Below are 23,449 nucleotides of genomic sequence, written 5' to 3' on the forward strand. Positions count from 1 at the left end.
TTTGTCGTGCGGGAAAGGCGGGAGATATCAACCCGCATTATTGATGCGCAAGGGCCGCATCACGGTAATGACAGCAAACAAAAGTGCGGAAATGATCACCAGAAGCGAGCCGATCTTTGCCATTTCCTCGGCCCCGGTTTGATGGGCGATGGCAATTCCGATGCCCATGATGACTGAACCGGGAATGGCGAACAGGACTTGTAATCTGGCAAGCGTCAGGCGGGTAATGCCCGCAAGCTGATAGTAGGTGCCATAAAGTGCAAGGCTGACCCATCCCAGAAGGTTCAGGTGGGCATGTGCGGCAAGGTTACTGTGATCGCCACTGATGGCCATATGCAGTCCCCAAAGCATTCCCCCAAGGGCAATGAAGGCGGCACTGGTCCAGCAAATACGCGGCAGATTATTCATGACGATGGTCCCCAACAATGTTAGTTTTGTGCTGTAAAAATGAAACTGTACCGTTTAGTTTCATTTTTGGCAAATGATAAGTTGTGGGAAACCCGACCTTGGTCCTAAAAGAGAAAATCAAATTTCGAAACCGCCCGGTTTCGTGTTTTCCCGCCAAGGCGGATTGCCCAGTTCTCCCGGCTGTGCATGTGGGAAGGCATTTATTAGAATTAAAGAAGGTCTAAATATAGTGCGCGCGCCGACGACCCCGAAACAGCAGGAACGCTTCAACCGCATTCTGGATGCGGCCGCACAAGAATTGCTTGATATGCGTGATGACAGTACGGCGGTTGACCGTATTGCGCAGCGTTCGGGAACGTCAAAGGCGACGATCTATCGTTATTTCGGGGACAAGGTCGGGCTGGAACGGGCGATGGTGGCCTGGCTTTGCGAACGTGCGCGTGATCCGCTTGAAGATATCATTGCAGACCGGGACAATGCCCGTGTCACCATGATGGCAATCGGTCAGGCCTTTGCCAGCGGGGTTTTGAACCGCAATGTGATGGACTTGCACCGTTATGTGGTAGCGCGCGCATCCACCCACCCCGAACTGGGCGAAATTTTCTGGGAAGCCGGGCCCAAGCGCACATATGGCGCAGCGTCGCGCCTGATATCGTCACTTGAATTGCCAGACCACCTTAAGGCCATACCGTCCCGACATCTGGCCGAGTGTTTTCTGAACATGCTGACCAGCAGTTTGCAGCTCTCCTATTTCTGTCTGGGGGATGCTGTTCTTGACGATTACGACATGCACCAGCGCATTGATCATGCGGTTACGGCACTGGGTTTCATCGATTGACCTTGTGTGCGGGTGTCGCGACCAATCCGCAATAGTCACATCACGCCATCCTGCCCCGTCAAGAAGGGCCCGATTGCATCGTAAATCGGCATTTGTGGATTGCAGGTGCGGTCTTATGCAATCATGGGTTTAACTGACGTGAAAGGAAAAGACTGTGACGTGTTTTAATCTTCGTAACGGGATGTTCGGGATGGTTGCGTCGGCCTTTGTTCTGGCCGGGGTTTTTCTGGGTGTTCCGTCATTTTCGGCAAATGCCGATGTCTATTCCCCGAATGGTGTTTTGCTGAGTTCGGCGGAATGGAAGCAGACATCAACCGATGGCAAGAATGTCACGGTGCGCGACGCCCTGACCAATTCGGCAAACCCGATGATCGTTTCCGGTGTGAAGGGGGTGAACGGCTATACCCTTACGGTGATGTCATTCTGGTCGGATTCAGCAGGTGGCAACGAACTTGAAATCGAAGTTCGCCAGCATGGCAGCGTGAAGGCCAACTGCGAGGTCACTTCGACCAAAACCGGCACGACCTACGACACCGATTGCTAGTTTCCAGCGGTCGATATTTATGAAAACAGGGGCCGGTCATGGGCCCGGCCCCTGTTGATACACCGCATCGGGAAGAAGGTCTGACGCGATGGATGTGTTGTTCAGGTGATGTTATTTGCCTGCGGCAACTTCATCGGCAACCGCGTCAACGGCCTGTTTGGCAATGTCGATGACCTTGTCGATTTCCGCTTTGGTGATGCAAAGCGGCGGCGCAAAGCCAAGGATATCACCGTGCGGCATTGCGCGTGCAATCATGCCGCGTTCAAGGCAGGCAGCCGACACACGCGGGCCGATTTTTGCATTCGGGTCAAAGCGTTCTTTTTTGGTCTTGTCGGCAACAAATTCCAGTGCCGCCATCAGACCAACGCCCCGGGCTTCGCCCACCAGCGGATGATCCTTGAAGGTTGCGCGCAGCAGATGCTGGAAATAGCCACCGGTCTCGGCGGCATTACCGGTCAGGTTTTCACCATCAACAATATCAAGGTTGGCATTGGCAGCAGCGGCACAAACCGGATGCGCGGAATAGGTCCAGCCATGGCCAATCGGGCCCATCTGATCCGAGCCCTGTTCAAGCACCTTCCAGACGCGTTCGCCAATGATCACACCCGAAAGCGGCAGGTAGCCCGATGACACACCCTTGGCAATCGTGATCAGGTCGGGTTTCATGCCGTAATGCTGGGACCCGAAATAGGACCCGGTACGACCAAAGGCGGTGACAACTTCGTCGGCAACCAGAAGAACGTCATATTTGTTCAGAACCGCCTGGATAGCAGCCCAGTAGCCTTCTGGCGGGGTGATGATGCCGCCTGTGCCCATGACCGGTTCGCCAATGAAGGCTGCAACGGTTTCCGGACCTTCGCGCAGGATCATTTTTTCAAGATCATCGGCACAGCGTTTGGCAAATTCGGCCTCTGATTCACCGGCCTCTGCGTTCCAGTAATGGTGCGGGCAGGTGGTGTGCAGAACAGGGGCGCGCGGAAGATCAAATGCATTGTGGAATGCGGCAAGGCCGGTCAGGCTGCCGGTCATGATCCCGGAACCATGATAGCCGCGCCAGCGCGAGATGATTTTTTTCTTCTGTGGCAGGCCACGGATGTTGTTGTAGTACCAGATCAGCTTGATGTTGGTTTCGTTCGCATCCGAACCCGACATGCCGTAATAGACGCGCTGCATGCCTTCGGGCGCGCTTTTGATAATGCGGTCCGACAGACGAATGATCGGCTCGTTACTGTGCCCGACATAGGTATGGTAATAGGCAAGTTCCTTGGCCTGGGCATAGATCGCATCGGCGACTTCGGTACGGCCATAGCCGATATTGACGCAATACAGACCGGCAAAGGCATCAAGGGTTTCGCGGCCTTCGGTGTCGTGAATATAGATGCCCTTGCCGCCATTGATGATGCGGTTCGGGGTTTCACCGGCGGCGTGCTGGCGCATATGGGTGGATGGATGCATGAAATGTGCCCGATCCATTTCCTGCAGGTCGGCCGTGGTGTTTTTAATCACATTCATTTTGCTTCTCCCATGTGAATGCGGTTGTCATGGATGCGCGCATTACGCTTTGTAAGCCGCACAGACATATTTGAGTTCGGTAAATTCTTCGAGACCGTGACGCGACCCTTCGCGTCCAAGGCCGGATTGTTTGACGCCGCCAAACGGGATCGGTGCGCCAGTGATCTTTACGCAATTCAGCGCGACCATGCCGTATTCAAGGGCATTGGAAACGCGGGCGGCACGGTCATAATCGTTGGTCAGCAGATAGGCGGCCAACCCGTATTCGCTGTCATTGGCTTTTGCGATCACATCATCTTCATGGTCAAACGCCATGACCGGGGCAACCGGGCCAAATGTTTCTTCGCGATAGATTTGCATATCACTGGTGACATCGGCAAGAAGGGTTGGTGCATAAAACAGCCCGCCCATTTTTTTACCACCGGTCAGAATGCGTGCGCCTTTGGCCCGGGCATCGGCAACATGTTCGTCGCATTTTGCCACAGCACGGTCATGCATCAGCGGCCCGATTTCGACATGTTCGTCGATACCGTTGCCAACCCGCAATTCGGCGATTGCCTTGGCATATTTATCAAGAAACGCATCATAAATGCCGCGTTGAACAAAGATGCGGTTCGCCGCAAGGCAGTCTTGCCCACTGGTGGCAAATTTCGCATTGATTGCATGGGCGACGGCTTCGTCAATATCGACATCATCAAAGACGATGAACGGCGCATGTCCCCCCAGTTCCATCGACATTTTCTTGATGGTTTGTGCCCCTTGCGACAGCAGGAGACGACCAACCTCGGTCGAGCCGGTAAAGGACAATGCGCGCACCAGCGGATTGCCGCACAGCTCGCCGACCACGGGGTTGGGATCGCCGGTGATGACGTTAAACACACCTGCCGGGATGCCTGCGCGTTCGGCCAGTTCGGCAAGGGCGGTGGCCGAAAACGGGGTTTCGGTTGCCGGACGGACAATCATGGTGCAGCCCGCCGCCAGTGCGGCCGCGGCCTTGCGCGTGATCATCGCACAGGGGAAGTTCCACGGTGTGACGGCGGCTGTCACGCCAATCGGTTCACGCTTGACGGTCATGTTCCGTCCGGGAAGGTGAGAGGTGACATTTTCAACATTCACCCGTTTGGCTTCTTCGGCGTAAAATTCGATAAAGCTTGCGGCATAGTCGATCTCGCCGCGGGCTTCGTTGATCGGTTTGCCTTGTTCAAGGGTCATCAACAAAGCCAGATCTTCCTTGTTTTCAATCAGAAGATCATGCCAGCGGCGCAATGCATTTGCCCGTTCGTGGGGCAGCAATCCGGCCCAGGCCGGAAAGGCAGACCGTGCGGCGGCAATTGCCTTGCGGGTTTCAAAGATGCCCAGGTTCGGCACAGTTCCGATGAAACTTCCGTCAAAGGGGTTGGTTACCTCGATGACCTGAAGATTGTCGGCGGAACACCAGCGACCATCAATATAGGCGTGTTCGCGCAGCAGCCGCAGATCGGCAAGCTGGCTTAACGACACGCAACGCTGTTCCTTTGATTGTGCCGTCATTTTGACCTCCCTGAAAACGGGCCGCGCTATGGGCTGGCCTGTTGATTGAACTGCAAGGAAGCTATCAGCAGTTTCTCAGAGGAGGTTTCCGAACTCGATCCCAATTGATGCGTTTTTTTCGGCCCGGAAGGGGAAAATCGGAATGTTTTTTCTGCGTTGATAAAAATATCGCAGGAAATCAGTCCTTTGACGGTGTCAGATATTTCTGCATTTCACGTTGCTGACGGCGCTTTTCGGCAATGGTCCGAACAATGATAACCGCAAAGAACAGGACCACGATGCTGGTCGACATCGGAAAGGCAAACGGAATGCCGACCAGAAACAAAATCGCGCCCACAATACTGCCGCCAAGGATGGCAATGAACCCGCCAAGCAGGACAATGGCCAGGATGGCAGCAAGCAGAATGGACGCGATTTTATTCATATCAGGGCAGTGCAGTTCAAGTCAGTGGGGCGTTCAATAAGGATCAATCGTTGTTGCGGCTGCTGAGTTGTTTGGTGGTTTGATCAAGTCGTTCAGCCAGAACACGGATCAACTGCACGGCAACCGCCTGGTCCTGTCGGACAAGGCCAAGGAATTCGGTCTTATCAAGTTTCAGAACCGTCATGTCTTCGACCGCACGGATGGTTGCCGAACGTGGTGCATCGACCAGAAGGGCGATTTCACCAATGACTTCCTTGGGATGAACGTCACGCAGTTTAAGGGTTTGCAGTTCTTCGGTGGTCAGCCAGATTTCACCGCGACCGGAAATCACGATAAAGGCGGCATCGCCCGGATCACCCTGTTTGACCAGGACCTCGCCATGTTTGAAGGTCAGGCGCGGGCTGGTAAAGGCCAGCAGCTTGACGACGCTCGGATCAAGACCGGCAAATAGCGGAATGGTGCGCAGCAGCCGGACTTCCTGATCGATATTGCCATCGACAAGTGCCTGGCTTTCTTCTTCGGCCTCGGTGCTTTCACTGGTGCCATCATCGCTGTGGCTGCGGCGTTTGACGAGTTTGCCATTCGACATATGCAGGAATGTGTCGAACTTTTCATTGTCCTGATCGTCACCGTCAACCCAGACCAGACTGGTATTTTCATCTTCGCCGGTCAGGTAATTGATGACGCTTTCGCGGGTTTCGCGATCAAGTGCCGACAGGCCTTCGTCCACGACCAGAAGATCAGGGTTTTTGATCAGGGCACGGACAAGGGCGATTTTCTGGCGCAGGGTTTGGGACATGCGACTGCCGCCAACCCCGACCTGGCTTTCAAGACCCAGTGCGACCAGACCTTCATAAAGTTGTCCGTCATGGGCAATTTCAAACAGAACTTCGCCAACGCGTTCTTCGGAATGGGCACGGCCATAGGCAAAGCGACCAAACAGAAGGTTATCAATGATCGGTGCCGCGGGGGCATAGCCGTCGGCTTCGAAGAAGTCGATATGCTTTGCCAGTTCTTCGGGCAGGTTGGCGCGGATTTTCGGGCGTGCCTTAAGGACCAGATCGCGGAAATCATCATCAATGACCCGCAAACGGTGACGTGCGGGTGTCAGTTGCATGGCAACGTCAAGCAACCGCAAACGGTCTTCGTCGCGGATTTTGTCGATGGCAACACCATCGGTCCGCTTAAGGATGTTTTTCACATCCGCAATTTCATCAGCCGAGACAAAGCTGTATCGATCAAAGAATTCATGTCCCGGGGGAAGACCGGTAAACAGTTCGATCATCAGATCAAGTGTTTCGCGCCCCATACCGACCATCTTGTCATAGAGGCCGTTTTCGCGAAGGCTGTTTTGAATGAAGGGGTGGGACAGGAATTCGAACCGTTCAAAGTCGGTCCGCGATGCCGAACCGAACATCAGGTTCACGCCAACCGGCGCGTTGTCGTTGTATTTTTCAATGTCATAGGGTTCGACAAGATCGGACAATTGCCGTTCGGCCAGAATTTCCTTAAGGCGCGGGCGCACTTCAAGGATCGCCTCCACCAGCTCCGGGCGTTCTTCGGCATTGATCCGGCGCAGCAGGCCGATGCGATAGATGTCGCGATCAAGGCCAACCACTTCGAGAAGACGCAGCAATTCACGATGCAATTCGTCAATCGACTGGTATCCCGGCCCGACATAATCAATCCACTCGGCCGACGGATCATACGGGATGTTGCCCGACATCTTGATCTCGTCATACATCTCGCGTGTCAGTTTCCAGGGCAGTTCAGCCGGGTCTGACAGTTCGACAGCCTCGTACAATTTGGGAAGCGGGTGTTTGATCTCGCTATCTTGCGCTGTTTTGGTCGCGGATTGCTTGTCGTCCTTTTGATCAATGATCACCGGGCGGTGCTTCAGACCGTAAAACAGGTTATCGGCAATCGAGCCATTAAACAGATACGCATCGGCCCCGACATAGGCCAGTCGTTGACCGATCACCGCCGAGGGCAGGGTGGTTGCATCAAGGTCATTGAACTGAATGCGGCCAGTTGTCGGATCAAGAATACGTGCCAGCAAACGGGCGAGTTGTGACTTGCCGCTATCGGATGCGCCGGTCAAAAGCGCGTTGCCCGGAAGCGCCATGTTAAACGACACATTTTCGACGACACGGGTGCCGTCATCATCGATCCAGGACAGAGCGCTGACATCAAGCGGGCCAGCAAGTGCCGGCGACAGTGGTGCGCTGAGTTGATGTTCCGGGCCAAGGTCAGGCAGTTCGAACTGTTCATGAAGCTGTTCGTATTTGATGTTGGCATCGGCAAGGCGCTGATAATAGGCCAGAAGTTCTTTCCACGGTGCCGACATATCCTTATAGGCGGCAAGGGCTGCGACCAGCGCCCCGAAGCTCAGATCACCCATGATCACCAGATAACCACCAATCGAATAGAAGAAGAAAGGCGTGATCTGGGCGATGAAGTTATTGAGAAACTTGATAAAGAATTTGCGGTAATAGATTTCCTTGCGGATTTCAAAAATCCGGCCCAGACGCTGGGTGAAATGCGTCAGTTCAAAGCCCTGGGTTTCGTTGGCGCGAATATCGGTCGCGCCGCCAACGGTTTCGCCAATATGTTCGGACATGCGGCGCACGTTTTGTACGCGCTGCTTGCCCAGCATATTGACCCGGCGCTGCAATTTCGGGATCAGGTAACCCTGCAACGGATAGAACGCGACGGCCGCGATCCCCATCAACGGATCCTGAATAAAGATAAAGGCCGAAATCGTGATCAGAATGCCACCCTGATACAGCGGTAATGAAAATGCCTCGCCAAAGAAGCCGCCCAGCGGTTCGGCTTCGGCGGTGATCATGGATACGATTTCACCCTGGCTGGTTTTGCGGAAATGCGGCAGGGGAAAACGCAGAACGCGGTCAAACAGCTGATAACGCAAGCGGCGCAACATCCGCTCGGCCATGACGCCCTGATAGACGTTGATGAAATATTTGAACCCGCCATTGACGAAAACCAGCGACAGGAAAATCCCCGACAGGGCAAACAGATATTCGATCTGATCAAGGGGCACGCCCAGAATGTCATAAGGCGCACCGGCCCCGCCGATAGCTTCGTTGACAATCTGCTTGGGCAGGTCGAGCGAATAATACAGGAATGGAAAAGACAGCAACGTCACCATCGTAAGGATGATTTGCTGAAGGCGACTATGACGCCAGATATAGGCAAAGACCGATTTTGGCATTCGCACGTCCCGTCTGTTGCATTGGAACTTTTCGTTCCTGTCGCTCGTTTTTATTGGGTCTGGTGCAGATTACGCGCAGGTGTGCCGATCAACCAAGATCGAAACTTTGTCCAGGCTGAATAAATCCGCAAAATCCATCGGCCACGGCATCGGGTTTGTCATATGCCTGATAATGATAAAGCCACATCTTGGCCTTTATCTCGTCAGGCAGTGTGACCAGCTCGTTATAATGGGCATGAACGCCGGAATGTCGTGGACCCAATTCACAATCCTGAAAAATGACATCTGCTTTACGATACAGGGGCATATGGGCGTCAGGATTGAAAATCGCATCTGTTGTCAGGAAAAAGGACTGCTTTTTTCCATGCCCGAACAGACCATAGGAAAACATCGTGTTTTCATCGGTCACGATATGGGCAACCGGGACGACATCCATATGCAGTCCCTTCCAGTCAAAACCGTTTTCGGCAAACAGTGGCACCACATCGAAATAAGATGACAGCTGACTGTTGCCATGGTCACTGGTTTCAAGACCGCCGCGCAGGCAATGTTCCCAAAGTGGGTCAAGCAACTCGTGGGCGGCAAACAGCTTGGTGCGATGGCCGTCAAATACGAAATAATTGGCAAGCGCCATCCATTCGAGACCACCAATATGGTCCGAGTGCAAATGGCTGACATAAACCGCATCAAAGTCATTTGGCATATAGCCCAGATTGCGCAGCGAATGGCGCGCATCTGAACCACAGTCAATCAACAGACGCTGCGACTGTTCATCACCTGACGGGGTTGTTTCCAGAACCATGTTGCTCTGAAAATTATCGGCGGCCATGCAAAAAGCCGAGCCTGTCCCCGCAAACGTAAGCTTCATTCCCCATTCTCCCGACATTTGGTCGAAAGATTAGACGAGGTACGGGGCGTTTAACCACCCCCTTTTATGAGCATCACTTGAATTTTTACATTCAGGTTGTCTCTGACCGTCTGTCTTTTTGGGAATCAGGCGCTGGTTTTTTCGGATTCAGACGGATCGTTTTCCGGTGTCCGGGCGGCGGAAAGTTTGCTCATTTCCTGACGCAAGGCGCGGAGTTCCTGCATGATTTCCTGATGGTCATATTCGATCTCGTCGCGGGTTTTGTTTTCCTCGACATCGACATGGCTCGACATTGCATCAACCACGATTGCGATGAAAAGGTTCAGGACGGCAAAGGTCGTGACCAGAATGAACGGGACAAAGAACAACCAGGCAAGCGGATAAGACTCCATCACCGGGCGGACGATCCCCATTGACCAGCTTTCAAGGGTCATGATCTGGAACAGGGAATAAAGCGACGCGCCAATAGTGCCAAACCAGTCCGGGAAACCTTGGCCAAACAGCTTGGTGGCCATGACGGCGGAGACGTAAAACACCAGCGACAACAAGGTCAGAACCGAAACCATGCCCGGAATGGCCCGCATCAGGGCTTCGACCACCTTGCGCATGGACGGGACACTTGAAATCAGACGGAATGCACGCAGGATTCGCAGCGCACGCAGCACCGAAATGCCCTGACCGGCCGGAAGCAGGGTGATTGCCACAATTGTGAAGTCAAAGATGTTCCAGGCCCGCTTGAAGAAGGACAGCCGATAGACGGCAAGTTTCATCAGCAATTCGACCACAAAGATCGCAACCGCAATCTGATCAAGGGCATGCAGGATGGTTCCCGCCTTTGCCATGATTGTGGGCGAGGTTTCAAAACCCAGCAATATCGCGTTGAACGCGATAACGGCGGTGATGAAATTTTTGAAACGGCTGGATTCTACGATCCGGCGAAGAATGTCCATGATGCCTCCCGACCGGGTCGGAAAAGGGCGCGGGCTTGCCGGATGACACCGACGGTCACAATGCGCCGGAGATAAAACAACAGGGCGCGACACATCACGTTACGGAAGTGTCACGCCCTGAATGGAAAATCAGTTCAGGCCTTTGCGGCCCATTTCCAGGAACTTGTCACGACGGCGTGCTTTGAGAACGCCACCTTCGACATCATCCATGCCTTCGAGTGCCTTGATGATGGCATCGCCAACACGTTTGCAGGCTTCCTTGGCGTTACGCTGTGCGCCACCAAGCGGCTCGGGAACGATGTCATCGATCACGCCAAGCTGATGAAGATCCTGTGCGGTGAGGCGAAGGGCCTCGGCCGCGGTTTTGGCTTCGTCGCCGGAACGCCATAGAATCGATGCGCAACCTTCTGGCGAAATCACCGAGTAGATCGAGTTTTCAAGCATCAGAACCGTGTTCGCAACCGCAAGCGCAATCGCACCACCCGAACCGCCTTCGCCGATAATGACTGATACCGACGGAACCTTGATATCAAGGCAGGCTTCGATCGAACGGGCGATGGCTTCGGACTGGCCGCGGGCTTCGGCGTCGGCACCCGGGAAGGCACCAGCCGTATCAACAAGGGTGACAACCGGAATGTTGAAACGTTCAGCCATGCGCATCAGGCGGATTGCCTTGCGATAGCCTTCCGGACGTGCCGAACCGAAATTGTGCTTAACGCGGGTTTCGGTATCGCGACCCTTTTCATGACCGATCACCATTACAGAACGGCCCTGAAGACGCGCGAGGCCACCGATGATTGCCGCGTCTTCGCCAAACTGGCGGTCGCCGGCAAGCGGGGTGAAACCGTCAAACAGGTTGGCGATATAGTCGGTGAAGTGCGGGCGATCCGGATGGCGGGCGACCTGCGTCTTCTGCCACGGAGACAGCTTGCCATAGGTGCTTTGCAGCAACTTGGTCAGCTTGTCCTGCAGGCGCGCAACCTCGTCTGCGATGTTGACTTCGTCATTGCCCGTCAGGTGACGGAGCTCTTCGATCTTGCCTTCAAGTTCGGCGATCGGTTTTTCAAAATCGAGGAAGTTATGCATCAGGGCATCATATCCGACTGGGAAACAATGGGGCGGAACATAGTTGATCAACCCGCTACGTCAAGAGTTGACCGATAAGCTATCCATATTTTCCGTTTACGTAAGAATTATGGCGTAAAGTTCACTCTATAAGCAGTGACATTTTGCACATGGGTTACGATGACGTCCAGTATCCAGATCACAGTCCCGCAAGTACCTGAAAACGTTCCGTTTGAGCGTCTTGTTGAAATTCTGTTGGCCGCGTTTGCCTTTCAGGATGACATTGTCGATCCGCCAAGTTCGGCAAAGTCGGTTACAGTTTCGGAACTGCAGTGGCGATTTGCCCGCGATACCCTGTTTCTGGCAACAGATGATCACGGCATGGTGGTCGGGCAGGTCTGGATCGAAGATGTCGGCAAGGACGCCTATCTATATAAATTGTCGGTCGACCCCGCGATCAAGGGGGCAGGGATTGGCAAATCCCTTGTTGAGGCGGCATGCGATTTTGCAAGGAAACGCGATAAGGAAAAGGTCCGGCTGCATGTCCGGGTCGAGCTTGTCGATAATATCGCCTTTTTCCGATCCCGCGGGTTTGAAATTGCCGGTGAAGGTGTTCATGACGGCTATGACCGCACCACGTTCTGGAAAATGGCCCGCGACCTTACCGTGTCCTAAGCCGTTTCTGTTTCGGGAACACCGAGTTTGGAAAGGGCGTAATATGGCACATGGGTTTCACCCCATGCCTTAAGGGCCAGGATAATATCGCGCAGCGTTTCGCCCTTGGCCGTCAGGCTATATTCCACCCGTGGCGGGACTTCGGCATACACTTCACGATGCACAAGGCCATCTGCCTCCAGTTCGCGCAATTGGCGGGTCAACATTCGCTGGGTGACGCCGGGCATCATGCGGCGCAACTCGTTGAAGCGCTTGGTTCCATGCAAAAGATGGAACATCACAACCCCTTTCCACTTGCCGCCAATGACATCAAGCGCCCCTTCGACCGGGCAGCCGGGGCTGCGATTGGGCGGGCAAACATTCATCTGATGTCTCCAAACTGGTGTGACGATGGGGGCGAAGGTGCGGTATCCCGCAGAAAACAGCAATAGTATACAAAATGTCACTATATGCAGAAATTGTGCGTACTTATCACATTTGTGATTATGCTCTACTTCTGGGGCATTCACAAATCAAACCTTTGAACAGAAGGAATGCCCAAGATGAAAGCCATTGGTGTTTACAAATCTGCCCCGGTTGAAACCGAGGGACTGTTTGAGCAAATCGAAACCGAAGCCCCGGTCGCGACCGGTCGCGATATTCTTGTTCGGGTAAAAGGCATTGCCGTGAACCCGGTTGATTTCAAAGTGCGCAAGGGCAAGCAGGATGACGGTGCCTTCAAGATTCTTGGTTGGGACGCCGCCGGTGTGGTCGAGGCGGTTGGCGAAGATGTCACCCTGTTTCGTCCGGGTGACGAGGTCTGGTATGCCGGTGATGTAACCCGGTCGGGCTCAAACACCGAGTTGCAGCTGGTGGATGAACGTATTGCTGCACCGAAACCCAAATCCCTTGATTTCGCGGCGGCCGCCGCCTTGCCATTGACCACGATTACTGCGTGGGAGGCGATGTTTGACCGTTTGCTGATTGATCGTGCGGCGGTGGATGCCAACGCATCGAAAACCATTTTGATCATTGGCGGTGCCGGTGGCGTGGGTTCCATTGCCATTCAGTTGGCAAAGCTTGCGGGGCTTAAGGTCATCACGACGGCATCACGCCCGGAAACCATCGAATGGGTCAAAAAGCTGGGTGCGGATAGCGTGATCAACCATCGTAACCCGCTTGATGAGGAGCTTGCAGCCCAAGGTGTCGCCAATGTCGATTACATTTTCTGCACATCTGAAACCGATCAGTATTTTGATGTGATGGCAAAGCTGATTGCCCCGCAAGGCCGGATCGTGACGATCACCGAGGCCAAGGAAAATCACAATGTCGATCTGCTGAAAGCCAAATCGGCCAGCTTCTCCTATGAGTTCATGTTCACCCGTTCGATGTTCCAGACGGCTGATATGATCGAACAGCACAAGTTGCTGGCAACGGTGGCGCAACTGGTTGACGAGGGTGTTATTGCCAATACCGCCACTGAAAGCTTCGGCCCGCTAACCCCGGCAAACCTGCAAAAGGCGCATGCGCTTTTGGAAAGCGGCAAGGCGATTGGCAAGATCACCTTTGACGGGATTGCCTGATCTAGTCAGTCGTGATCGTCTAAAAGACAAGGGGCGCAATGATCTGCGCCCCTTTGCATTCGATCAGGCGGGAATTAACCGGCGTCGCGGGCGGCGATGGCCTCGGCCTGTTTGACCATGACTTCGGCCTGTTTGATCGATGCGATATCAATCAAGCGTCCATCAAGGGCGACGGCACCGGCACCTTCGGCCTGTGCCTTTGCCATGGCTTCAAGAATACGTTTGGCCTTGGTAACTTCGGCCTCGGACGGGGAATAAACATCATTGGCAAGGCCGATCTGGCTTGGATGGATCGCCCATTTGCCTTCGCAGCCCAGGACCATGGCGCGCGATCCTTGCGCGCGGTAGCCGTCGGGATCGGAAAAGTCGCCAAACGGACCATCAATCGGGCGCAGACCATTGGCGCGTGCGGCCACCACCATGCGGGCAATGGCGTAATGCCACATATCACCCCAGTGATAGTCACGCGGATTATCGCCATCCTTATCGGTCAGAACACCATAATGCGGGTTCGGGCCGCCAATGCCGGTCGTCATCGCCTTGGTAGAGGCCGCATAATCCGCCACGCCAAAATGCAGGCTTTCATTGCGCGGGGAGGCGGCGGCAATTTCGTGGATGTTTTGCATACCAAGGGCGGTTTCAATAATCAGTTCGAAACCGATGCGTTTCTTGCGGCCCTTGGCGGCTTCGATCTGGGTCGTCAGCATATCAAGCGCATAGACATCGGCCGCCGTGCCGACCTTGGGGATCATGATCAGATCAAGCCGGTCACCGGCCTGTTCGAGAACATCGACAACATCACGATACATATAATGAGTATCAAGGCCGTTGATGCGGACCGACAGGACCTTGTCGCCCCAGTCAATGTCGTTGATTGCCTGGATAATGTTTTTGCGGGCCTGTTCCTTGTCGCTGGGCGCAACCGCGTCTTCCAGATCAAGGAAAATGGCATCGGCCTTGGATTTGGCAGCCTTTTCAAACAGCTCGATCCGGCTGCCGGGCACAGCAAGTTCCGATCTGTTCAGGCGCGCAGGGGCCGGGGTCGGTGTGGTGAAGCTCATGATAACGTCTCTCCAGAACCTGTCATTTCAAATAGGCATCGCCGACGATTTGCCGGTCAGTGCTGTTGGCGTGTTTTGCGTCCCGTTTTCGGGATCGTACCGTGGCCGCCGTGACAGTTATGTGGTCCGCGATCATTGTGCGTCGCGGTAAGCCTGACCTCAATTTATGGTGCATATGCGAATGCTGGCAAGCTTAAAAAGCGTGCCGCCTGTTGTGCTTTCGACGGATGCGCGAAAAGTTGCAGGCTTAAATAAGAAAAATTGGAGATAAGCCCGATAAAGCAATAGCCCCTTAACGGCTGTGCCGTTAGATTACCGCCGATATTCAGGGTCGGTTTGCAGCATTTGACCCCGATCGTCCCATCAGCAGGTAGTAACTACGACCCATGCGTCGCGCTTATTCCATCATTGTTTCTGCCGGTATGGCGCCAGTTTTGATCATGGGGGCCTGCCTTGTTCTGGCAGTGTCACCGGGACTGGTGCCGGGCGAGCTTGCCGGGCTGGTCCGTTACGGGCCGTTCCTGTTGGCGATGCTGGGCGGGGCAATCGGATGGTGGTTCAACCGCGGGCGGGCGGTTTTCGTCATGCTGTTGCTGCTGATTTGCTATTGGCTTCTGGTTGGCAACGGGGCGGGCTTTTCGCCGGACGGATTGGCCTTTTTGCGCATCGCGACGCTTTATCTGATCCCGGTGAACCTTCTTATCCTTGGCTTTACTGCCGAACGCGGGGTTTTGAACCCGCGCGGAATTGCCCGGATGCTGGTACTGGGATTGCAGATATTCGTGATGCTGATGCTGGCGGGGCAGCCTGATGTCGGGTCCGCCCTTTATCATCTGCTTGATACCCGTTTCTTTGCCAGTGACGGGATCATGGGGGCGATGCCCCATCCGGCGATGATCCTGTCCTTTGTCGCGGTCGTGTTGCTGTTGATCCGCCACAAGCCGCTTGAAACCAGCTTTGCCGCGGCGATCATTGCCATTGATGTTGCGACCGTGATGGGAACCGGCATCATTCAGTATGGCTATCTTGCCGCGACCGGCGTGGTTCTTGCCGGGTTGGCGCAGGAAGCCTGGCGGATGGCATTTGTGGATGATTTGACTGGCCTTCCGGGGCGGCGCGCGCTTGGCCATGCCATGGCGGAGCTTGGCAATCAATATGCGGTTGCCATGCTGGACGTTGATCACTTCAAAAAGTTCAACGACACCTATGGTCATGATGTTGGGGACATTGTTTTGAAAAAGGTCGCCCGCGAACTGGCCCGTGTTGGCGGTGGCGGCAAGGCATTCCGGTATGGCGGCGAAGAATTCACCGTTGTCTTTGCCGGGCGCAGTGCGGAAAAAGCCAGCGAACCGCTTGAGGCATTGCGCAAGCGGATTGCCGATAACAAGATCACCCCGCCCGAAAAGAACAAGGCCGTGTCGGTCACCATCTCGGTCGGGATATCCGAACGCGATGACGATACCAGCGACCCGTGGGGTGTTTTGAAACGTGCTGACCAGAAACTGTACGAAGCAAAACAGGCCGGTCGAAACCGGGTGGTCCTGTAAGCTTACACCTGTTTTTGTTGCTTACAGTTCGTCAAACTTGAACAGCAACCGCATCGAACCCGCCGTATTGGCAAGTGTCGCAAGGCAGTTGGCCGCACGTTCGGCCGGAATGGCGACGGCAAAGCGGGTCGTATAAATCCGCGCATCCTTTTCATCGGTTGCCGATGCCGCCATGCGCACGATATTGGCGTTATATTCGATGAAAATTTCCGAAAGACGGGCAATCAGGCCCGGCTGATCAATGCCGGAACATTCAATCATATGGGTTGCACCCGGTGCGGTGGTCAGTTCCGGTGCTGCGGCGATGCTTTCGACCTGAATATCGGCCTTTTCCAGTGCAAGTTCCTTAAGGCCCGCAGCACATTCCGATTGCGGGCAATCTTCGGGAAGCTCGCAACTGGTTTCAAACCGCGCACTGTCGCCATCAAGGGCGAAGGATGTCGGGCCAAGATTGGCGCCAATATCAAAAAGAAACCCGGAAATATCGGAAACAAGACCGACCCGGTCGGTGCATGAAATGGTGATACGGGTGTTGGCTTTCATCTTGGCACTCCTGGCAAAAATCCGCGGGGCTTTTGTTTGGTCTAGGATATCACCGGTTGGCAAGGCTGCCCATTTCTTTTGATCATGACAGTTGGTGCCATCGTCGCCAGACGGGTTTCAATATATTGAAAACACGTTCTTTAATTGGCAGTGATGTCGACATTGCGCGCATTCCGGGCCTGAAAATCCAGATGGGTTCTGAGATCATCAGAGATGCGCAACCCGTCACTCAGACGATCAAGATAGTGTTGCTCGGCCGGGTCATCGGGATCAATCGCCAGACATGATGCCAGATAAATTTCGGCGGACTGTTCTTCGGTCTTTGCCAGTTTCGCAATTTCAATCGGATTGGCCGGCGCGGAAAAGGCATCAAACAAAAAGGCCTTTTCATCCGGACCAAGGTCAAACCGGGTGATCTGATCAGAAATCCGGGCATGTTCACTTTGATCAATGTGACCATCGGATTTGGCCGCCGCAATCATTGCGCGGATTAAAGACAGGCGAAAATCACTGTTATCAGCGCCGCGTTCCTGTTCCGGGGCAAAGCCGCTGTCAGTGGGGACCTGTGTGATGTCCCGGTCCTGGCTGTGATCGGTTGGCGGCTGGTTGTTGCGATAATCGCGCCAAGCCTTATAGGCAAGCCCGGCCACCAAGGCGGTTCCGCCATATGCCAAAACCTTGCCGCCGACCTTGCGGCCCTTCTTGGAACCCAACAGGGCGGACATCAATCCACCCGATATCGCACCGCCAATCAGCCCGCCGCCAACGCCATTCCCCATCGCATTGCCAATGCCTTCCTTGGCCTTGGAGGCGGTTTGCGATGAAAGTCCGGCACTTCTGGCGATATTACCGAGCACATCGCCATTGCTACCTGATCCTGTGCTGCTACCTGAACCCAGAACGCCGCCAAGAAGTTTGCCAATATCCATCGAATTCTCCTTTTCCAGTCCACTGGATATGACCTGACGGATTTGGATCGCAAGTGGCAGGGGCGGCAGGAATGGCAATTATGCCTTTGATATTGCGGGTGTTGTGGCCCAGTTCACAGCACCGGGATTCTTGAGGTGTGGTTGGCAGGGAAAGCAGAAAAGAACAAAGGCCCGACGCGATAACGTCGGGCCTTTGACTGGCGCGCCCGGAAGGATTCGAACCTCCGGCCTTCTGATTCGTAGTCAGATGCTCTATCCAGCTGAGCTACGGGCGCTTTTTAAAGCTTACGTAAATGGTAAAGGCTCGACGCGGTGACGTCGAGCCTTTCAATGGCGCGCCCGGAAGGATTCGAACCTCCGGCCTTCTGATTCGTAGTCAGATGCTCTATCCAGCTGAGCTACGGGCGCTTTGCCTTAGTTTCCGGCGGTTTGCTTGGGTGTGCTCCCCGTCGGCGGAGCGGAACTTATGCAAACGAGCAGGGCATTGCAAGCAGTAAATTTCAAAAAAAGGTATTTTTTCATCTGGCACAGTTTTCGGGACTGTTACGCACTTGTTTTGCCCGGCTTTGTCCGGTTTGTCGGACTTATGGACAAGACTCGGCAAAAAAGGGGCAAATGCGTCTTGTTCCATAAGTGGTCGTGGACTAAGATGCTTTCAATCCCGGGGGAACAGGGGCTTGTTTCATCACATAAAAAAGCAAGCCCAGGGAGATTCGCATATTTCTACTTAGGTAATAGATCGAAATGGCCGTTCGTAAAACCTACCTTGCCGTAATCGGCACCGCCCTTATGCTGGGGGGATGTTCTTTTTCTTCTGAGGCCCTGTGGCCGACGCTTGCTGGCGAAGAAGATACGACCCAGGAAAACATGGTCGCATCCGAGCCGGTTGGTGCAAATGCCACCACCAGTTACGATGTTGCGGCAAGCACGCAGCCGTTGACCGGTGTGTCTCAGACCGGAACCTTTGTTGGTTCCAAGGTCGAGAACATGCAGCAGGAGCTTAACCGTCTTAAGGGTGCTCTGAACCAACACAATAATGAACTGCAACAGCTTCGCGCACAGACTGTCGCACATTCGCAGGCCTATCATGGTACTGTGGCTGCGATCAGTGCCCGTTTGCAGGTTGGTACCACGCCGGGCAACCCGGTTCTGGTACAGCAGTGGAACACGGCCCAGTCCGAACTGGATCGCGTGAATGACGATATCGCCGCGCTGAACTCGCTGGCGAACAAGGTTGCTGCGGACAGCACCCTTTCGACCTTCCTGCTTGAATCCGTTCGTTCTGCCTATCAGGTATCGGGTGCGGTGGACGAAGATCACCGTCAGCTTGCCCTGCTTGAAGACGAAACCAACCGCACCACGGTGCTGATTGACCGTCTTCTTAATGAAATCAGTGAAAGCCTGTCGCGTCAGACATCCTATGTCAGCACCGAACGTGCGAACCTGAATGCCCTGGCGCTTGCTGTTAAGAACGGTGAAATCTTTGGGGATTCGCTTTCCAAGCGTGTTTTCCAGTCACAGGCAGCACCGGCATCGGGTAGCCAGCGTATGGCCGCAACCAGTGACCGCCCGCTGGTGGTCATTCGGTTTGACAGTGCCAACGTGAAATACGAGCAGGCGCTTTATAACGCGGTGAACCGCGTTCTCGAGCGTCGCCCGCAGGCAAGCTTTGACGTGGTTGCTGTGACCCCGAATCGCGGTACGCCGGCGCAGGTTGCCCTGAATTCCAACAAATCCAAGCGTAATGCGCAGTCGGTTTTGCGTTCCCTGACCGATATGGGAATGCCGAGCTCGCGCGTGCGTGCATCGGATGCCACCAGCGCATCTGTTTCCGCCAACGAGGTGCATGTCTTCGTGCGCTAAGTCCGGTCGGACATTTTACGGATTTTAAGAACGGCTATGACGGGTGCTTCGGGAAATCGAAGCACCCGTTTGTTTTTTCAAGGTCGGGAATGTCCGGCAGTATCTTGACGGTTTGACGCCGTCTCAACCCAAGAAGAATATGATGGGTGATCTCGTCAATCTGCGTCAGGCGCGCAAGCGCAAGCAACGCGATCAAAAGGCCAAGAAGGCCGACGAAAACCGCATTCAGCATGGTCGCAGCCGTCATGAACGCGATTTATCCGATGCGCGCAATCGTGCAGCGGAAAAGCATCTTGATGGTCATCAACGATCATCGGAAGAAGCGGGCGACAATAACGGCGCGGATACGGCATCAACCGGTGCGGTGGAATCCGAGGTTTCACACCCTGATGAGCCGGAGAATGTTGTATCGATCTTCGGCAACAAAAAGCCCGGTAATGACCCGGCCTGACTGCTGCTTGGCAAACACTTCCCGTTCCTAAAGCATGTTGCCTTAAACTTGGTTCACTTTACTTGTTTTTGGCGTGTCATTTGGCAAGGCACAGCGCACAGGACGATGCTGTGCATCGTTCAAGCGGCGTAACGCGGTCAGAGGCCGCTAAAATCAGACCCTTCGGGCCGGGACATCGTTTTGCCCCGCAGCGTCAAGGTTCTTGACCGTAGCCCCGCTAAGCTCTGCAAACCTTTCCTCGCCAGACACAATGATGCCTCCGGCAAAGAGGATCAGATCTAGGGCAACATGCTTTGAAATGTCGATACCGGAACGGCGCGCAAAACGCCTTCTGGCGATGCTGTGTGCTGGCTTGCTGGGGGAGGGGGCAGTCTAGCGCCACCCGTGTCGGAAACGCAGTGGCAAAGGCTTGATGCCAACACTGCGATCACGCGGGCAGGTTTGGTCCGTTACATTGGACATGCACGGCAGGGGCCGACGTGTTGTCGGGGATTCAAATCACAACACCAACGGACAATCATCACACTGGTGCCGGTCGCAAATCGGGAACCGAGGGCCGGGCGAAACCGGAAATCAGTTCAAAAGTGTTTCTGCTTCGCGCTTGCTTTGATCAAGGGCCTCGTCCCATCCCATCAGCCAATCCTCGTGATCACGGGAATCCGACGGATAGGGATTTTCTGTCAGACGGTGCGCATCCAGACCGGCGGAAAAGCCGGAACCATAGGCCGGATTGGGCAGGTGGCGTTCATGAACCACCGGGGCATAGGTTTCATAAATCTGGTTGCGGAAGGCAGGCAGGGAGCAAAGAACACCGTCATCAATCCCCAGCGGGTAGGCCATCATCATGGCGCTGCCGAGGGATGTGATGGAAAGCTCGTCACCGGCAGTCATGCGGATCAATCCGGCCAATTGCAAATTGGCAATCGCCGCATCAATGCGACGCTGCAAATCCGGGCCGTCTTCGATGGCAACCTGATTGCCGTCATCATCTGTGCAGAAAAGGGAAAGGACACGACGCAGCAACATGCTGCGGTCAAGATTTGCTTCGGCGCTGCGTAGCACTGTCAGCATCAAGGCGGGATCGCCAGGCGCGAAATCCATAGAACTGGACATAGATGGGCCTCCGTTCAAATAGAACCGAATTCCCTCCCAAGCGGGCAGCTTTTCTCTGTCGTCGGGCTTGCTTTGCGGGCGAGGCCCTGCTGCCTTTCTTATTATTATAGTTTGCAGATATGTTTCGAACTTGTGAAGACAAGATTGCGCCTGGGTGGAATTTTTTGTTCCTCTGCGTGAACTGGATCGCATTCATCGCCTAGGGATTTGAATTTCCGATCAGAATGGGAATTTTCCACCCGGACGCGGCTAAGGAAGAAAATCGCACAATTGCGTGATCGCCTGATCGACAGCACCCTATCGTAAAGAGGTGGTCAGAAGGTGCTGTGCATCCTTCAGAGGGTTGCTGACGCGTTCTAAGAGGATTTGGGGGCTGCTTTTGTGTCGGGGCTTCGCCAGACCCGCACGCGGTTACGACCGCCTTCCTTGGCAGCGTAAAGTGCCTTGTCGGCCTTTTCGATGATCTGTTCGACGGTTCGGCCCTTGGTCATCGGGGCGGCCCCGATGGAGGCCGTGACGGGCAGGATTTTATCATCGCTGATTGCGACCGGGGATGCCTCGATCACGCGGCGCAGACGTTCAAGGACGCGTGCGCACTGTTTCATATCGGCATTGGGCAGGCAGATCAGGAATTCTTCCCCGCCATAACGGTATACCTTGTCGAACGGTCTGACATGCGATTGCAGGATACCGGCAACCGATTGCAGAACGAGGTCGCCAGCCTGATGGCCATAGGTGTCGTTAACCGATTTAAAGTGATCAAGATCGACAAGGGCAATTGCAGTCGGGATTTCGGTGCGAATCGCACGTTCGCGTTCCGCATTCAAATCCCCCATCATGGTTTGACGGTTATAGGTGCCGGTCAACGGGTCAACATCGGATCGTGCGGTGCGGAATGCCCGTTCAAGACGACGCAACTGGGCAAAAAACGATTCGGCGCGAAGGGCCATCATGTCGAATTCGGCCGAATCGACTTCGCCATCAATCTCGCGCGCGGTCAAAAGCCGCTTTGCCGAATCGTGTAATTGCTGATGGGTGGCGGCCAAGGCATGCATGGCGGGTTGATCAATCAGGCGATTGTGACGATTAAGCGTGTACCAGGCGCCAAAATCGCAATCATGTTCGTCATCATCGATCTCGGACGGATTCGGAGAATCGGGAAGAACAAGTTTGCGATTCCAGCGCAAAAGCAGGGCGATATGTTCGCCCAGTGCCTTTTCAAGTTCGGCCAGAATGTCGCGTTCAGCATCGGCCATCCCCCCATCAGCAACACTTTCAGGCATTTTATGACCCTGACTGCTGCCCTTGGATTTGGCGGGGGATGATGATGATGTCTGCGACTTCTCGTTCATTCCGTCGGCTCGGGAAAGACTTCACTAAACGTCTGTTTTAACAGGCGATCGAGTTCTTCCATAGAAATATCGACCCCGAGGTCGGCAAGGCTTGTAACACCATGGTCGGAAATGCCACACGGCACGATTCCGCCAAAATGCGACAGGTCCGGTGCAACATTGATGGCGATTCCATGGAAGGTCACCCAGCGGCGAACCCGCACGCCAATGGCGGAAATCTTGTCTTCACGGCCATCATCGCGCACCACCCAGATTCCGACACGGCCGTCGCGTCGTTCCCCCGTGATGCCAAGCAAAGCCAGCGTGCGAATCACCCATTCTTCGAGGTTATGGACGTATTTTCGAACGTCTCTGCCCCGATTCTTAAGGTCCAGCATCAGGTAAACCGTCCGCTGACCCGGCCCGTGATAGGTATATTGCCCGCCGCGGCCCGCGTCATAGACAGGAAATCGATCAGGATCGACCAAATCTTCCTGATGGGCGCTGGTGCCGGCCGTATAAAGTGGCGGATGTTCAAGAAACCAAACGAGTTCATTGGCTTCGCCGGTATGGATCGCTTCGGCGCGGGCTTCCATTTCGGCAAGGGCTTCGGGGTAGGAAACCAACTCGGAGGTGGTGCGCCACTCGATGATTTGCGCGGTTGGGGCGTGACTTTGCATTTTTCCTGACAAATAAATGAAATTAAGTGAAATGAGCCCTTGATCAGGGGTAATCAATTTGCTATCTCCCTTTCCGCGCCAAGGCAAGCCCACTTCGAAACCTCACGGGCTTTGCTGCAGACAATATGCGGTCGTGGCGGAATTGGTAGACGCGCAGCGTTGAGGTCGCTGTGGGCTAACCCCCGTGGAAGTTCGAGTCTTCTCGACCGCACCAAAAACGCCTCCTCTTTTCAAGAGGGGGCTTTTTTGTTTTCAGGGTTCTGGTTGCCGTTCAGGCAAGTGTAGTTTCCCGAGAAAATAAGCCCGCCAGAAACGGCGGGTTT

At 54.5% G+C, this 23,449-nt stretch carries 22 protein-coding genes and 3 tRNA genes; 8 read left to right on the top strand and 17 right to left on the bottom strand.

Going from position 1 to position 23,449, the window contains the following annotated elements:
* Positions 1-27: 27 nt before the first annotated feature.
* Positions 28-408, bottom strand: a complete 381-nt coding sequence (locus tag TH19_RS14550) for a hypothetical protein (RefSeq protein WP_114103079.1) — start codon at positions 406-408, stop codon at positions 28-30.
* Between the two features lie 229 nt (positions 409-637).
* Between TH19_RS14550 and TH19_RS14555 the strand changes: the two genes are divergently transcribed.
* Both TH19_RS14555 and TH19_RS14560 read left to right on the top strand, forming a co-directional pair.
* Positions 638-1,246 (top strand): TetR/AcrR family transcriptional regulator, encoded by a 609-nt coding sequence (locus TH19_RS14555; protein WP_181846430.1) that lies wholly within the window; start codon positions 638-640, stop codon positions 1,244-1,246.
* Between the two features lie 154 nt (positions 1,247-1,400).
* On the top strand, positions 1,401-1,790 hold the full coding sequence (locus TH19_RS14560) for a hypothetical protein (protein ID WP_147250774.1): 390 nt from the start codon (positions 1,401-1,403) through the stop codon (positions 1,788-1,790).
* Positions 1,791-1,901: 111 nt separating this feature from the next.
* Here TH19_RS14560 and TH19_RS14565 read toward each other — a convergent pair whose 3' ends face one another.
* The 7 genes from TH19_RS14565 to TH19_RS14595 form a co-directional block, all read right to left on the bottom strand.
* Positions 1,902-3,302 (bottom strand): aspartate aminotransferase family protein, encoded by a 1,401-nt coding sequence (locus tag TH19_RS14565; RefSeq protein ID WP_114103082.1) that lies wholly within the window; start codon positions 3,300-3,302, stop codon positions 1,902-1,904.
* A 42-nt stretch (positions 3,303-3,344) separates the two neighbouring features.
* Positions 3,345-4,832, bottom strand: coding sequence for an NAD-dependent succinate-semialdehyde dehydrogenase (locus TH19_RS14570; RefSeq protein ID WP_114103083.1), 1,488 nt, complete (start codon positions 4,830-4,832; stop codon positions 3,345-3,347).
* Positions 4,833-5,010: 178 nt separating this feature from the next.
* On the bottom strand, positions 5,011-5,256 hold the full coding sequence (locus tag TH19_RS14575; RefSeq protein ID WP_114103084.1) for a hypothetical protein: 246 nt from the start codon (positions 5,254-5,256) through the stop codon (positions 5,011-5,013).
* A 43-nt stretch (positions 5,257-5,299) separates the two neighbouring features.
* On the bottom strand, positions 5,300-8,488 hold the full coding sequence (locus tag TH19_RS14580; RefSeq protein WP_114103085.1) for an ABC transporter transmembrane domain-containing protein: 3,189 nt from the start codon (positions 8,486-8,488) through the stop codon (positions 5,300-5,302).
* Positions 8,489-8,576: 88 nt separating this feature from the next.
* The gene (locus TH19_RS14585; RefSeq protein WP_258547971.1) at positions 8,577-9,356 is read right to left on the bottom strand and encodes an MBL fold metallo-hydrolase; all 780 of its coding nucleotides are present in this window, start codon (positions 9,354-9,356) and stop codon (positions 8,577-8,579) included.
* A gap of 125 nt (positions 9,357-9,481) precedes the next feature.
* Positions 9,482-10,306 (bottom strand): ion transporter, encoded by an 825-nt coding sequence (locus TH19_RS14590; protein ID WP_114103087.1) that lies wholly within the window; start codon positions 10,304-10,306, stop codon positions 9,482-9,484.
* A 129-nt stretch (positions 10,307-10,435) separates the two neighbouring features.
* Entirely contained in the window at positions 10,436-11,392 is a 957-nt protein-coding gene (locus tag TH19_RS14595) for an acetyl-CoA carboxylase carboxyltransferase subunit alpha (protein WP_114103088.1), read from the bottom strand.
* Positions 11,393-11,551: 159 nt separating this feature from the next.
* On the opposite strand from TH19_RS14595, the gene TH19_RS14600 reads away from it, so the two are divergent.
* Positions 11,552-12,046, top strand: a complete 495-nt coding sequence (locus tag TH19_RS14600) for a GNAT family N-acetyltransferase (RefSeq protein ID WP_114103089.1) — start codon at positions 11,552-11,554, stop codon at positions 12,044-12,046.
* Here TH19_RS14600 and TH19_RS14605 read toward each other — a convergent pair.
* Positions 12,043-12,411 carry a winged helix-turn-helix transcriptional regulator gene (locus tag TH19_RS14605; RefSeq protein ID WP_114103090.1) on the bottom strand — a complete coding sequence of 123 codons (369 nt, stop codon included), beginning with the start codon at positions 12,409-12,411 and terminating at the stop codon, positions 12,043-12,045. The two genes, TH19_RS14600 and TH19_RS14605, sit on opposite strands and share 4 nt — an antisense overlap.
* A 177-nt stretch (positions 12,412-12,588) precedes the next feature.
* On the opposite strand from TH19_RS14605, the gene TH19_RS14610 reads away from it, so the two are divergent.
* A complete protein-coding gene (locus TH19_RS14610; RefSeq protein WP_114103133.1) occupies positions 12,589-13,608 on the top strand; it encodes a zinc-binding alcohol dehydrogenase family protein in 1,020 nt (339 codons plus the stop codon).
* A 74-nt stretch (positions 13,609-13,682) separates the two neighbouring features.
* On the opposite strand, the gene TH19_RS14615 is transcribed toward TH19_RS14610, so the two are convergent.
* Positions 13,683-14,669 (bottom strand): HpcH/HpaI aldolase/citrate lyase family protein, encoded by a 987-nt coding sequence (locus TH19_RS14615; protein ID WP_114103091.1) that lies wholly within the window; start codon positions 14,667-14,669, stop codon positions 13,683-13,685.
* A 386-nt stretch (positions 14,670-15,055) separates the two neighbouring features.
* On the opposite strand from TH19_RS14615, the gene TH19_RS14620 reads away from it, so the two are divergent.
* Complete coding sequence (locus TH19_RS14620) at positions 15,056-16,216, top strand: GGDEF domain-containing protein (protein WP_114103092.1); 1,161 nt, start codon at positions 15,056-15,058, stop codon at positions 16,214-16,216.
* A gap of 21 nt (positions 16,217-16,237) precedes the next feature.
* Here the strand turns inward: TH19_RS14620 and TH19_RS14625 are convergent, their stop codons facing one another.
* From TH19_RS14625 to TH19_RS14640, 4 genes are all read right to left on the bottom strand, one after another.
* Complete coding sequence (locus tag TH19_RS14625) at positions 16,238-16,759, bottom strand: glycine cleavage system transcriptional repressor (RefSeq protein WP_114103093.1); 522 nt, start codon at positions 16,757-16,759, stop codon at positions 16,238-16,240.
* 140 nt (positions 16,760-16,899) lie between these two features.
* Positions 16,900-17,688 (bottom strand): tellurite resistance TerB family protein, encoded by a 789-nt coding sequence (locus tag TH19_RS14630; protein ID WP_114103134.1) that lies wholly within the window; start codon positions 17,686-17,688, stop codon positions 16,900-16,902.
* Positions 17,689-17,886: 198 nt separating this feature from the next.
* Positions 17,887-17,963 (bottom strand) — tRNA-Arg (locus TH19_RS14635).
* A 56-nt stretch (positions 17,964-18,019) separates the two neighbouring features.
* Positions 18,020-18,096 (bottom strand) — tRNA-Arg (locus tag TH19_RS14640).
* 336 nt (positions 18,097-18,432) lie between these two features.
* Here TH19_RS14640 and TH19_RS14645 point away from each other — a divergent pair.
* Together TH19_RS14645 and TH19_RS14650 are read left to right on the top strand one after the other, a co-directional pair.
* Entirely contained in the window at positions 18,433-19,551 is a 1,119-nt protein-coding gene (locus tag TH19_RS14645; RefSeq protein WP_114103094.1) for a hypothetical protein, read from the top strand.
* A gap of 142 nt (positions 19,552-19,693) precedes the next feature.
* Positions 19,694-20,002 carry a DUF4169 family protein gene (locus tag TH19_RS14650; protein ID WP_114103135.1) on the top strand — a complete coding sequence of 103 codons (309 nt, stop codon included), beginning with the start codon at positions 19,694-19,696 and terminating at the stop codon, positions 20,000-20,002.
* A gap of 573 nt (positions 20,003-20,575) precedes the next feature.
* On the opposite strand, the gene TH19_RS14655 is transcribed toward TH19_RS14650, so the two are convergent.
* The 3 genes from TH19_RS14655 to lipB form a co-directional block, all read right to left on the bottom strand.
* A complete protein-coding gene (locus TH19_RS14655; protein ID WP_258547972.1) occupies positions 20,576-21,115 on the bottom strand; it encodes a hypothetical protein in 540 nt (179 codons plus the stop codon).
* A gap of 356 nt (positions 21,116-21,471) precedes the next feature.
* On the bottom strand, positions 21,472-22,467 hold the full coding sequence (locus TH19_RS14660) for a diguanylate cyclase (RefSeq protein WP_258547973.1): 996 nt from the start codon (positions 22,465-22,467) through the stop codon (positions 21,472-21,474).
* Positions 22,464-23,126 (bottom strand): lipoyl(octanoyl) transferase LipB, encoded by a 663-nt coding sequence (gene lipB / locus TH19_RS14665; protein WP_114103096.1) that lies wholly within the window; start codon positions 23,124-23,126, stop codon positions 22,464-22,466. Before lipB ends, TH19_RS14660 begins: the two co-directional genes overlap by 4 nt.
* 127 nt (positions 23,127-23,253) lie before the next feature.
* Between lipB and TH19_RS14670 the strand changes: the two genes are divergently transcribed.
* Positions 23,254-23,340: transfer RNA gene (locus TH19_RS14670), tRNA-Leu, on the top strand.
* The last annotated feature ends 109 nt before the right edge of the window (positions 23,341-23,449 follow it).

It is taken from the genome of Thalassospira profundimaris, assembly GCF_003326675.1.
Taxonomy (GTDB): Bacteria; Pseudomonadota; Alphaproteobacteria; order Rhodospirillales; family Thalassospiraceae; genus Thalassospira; species Thalassospira aquimaris.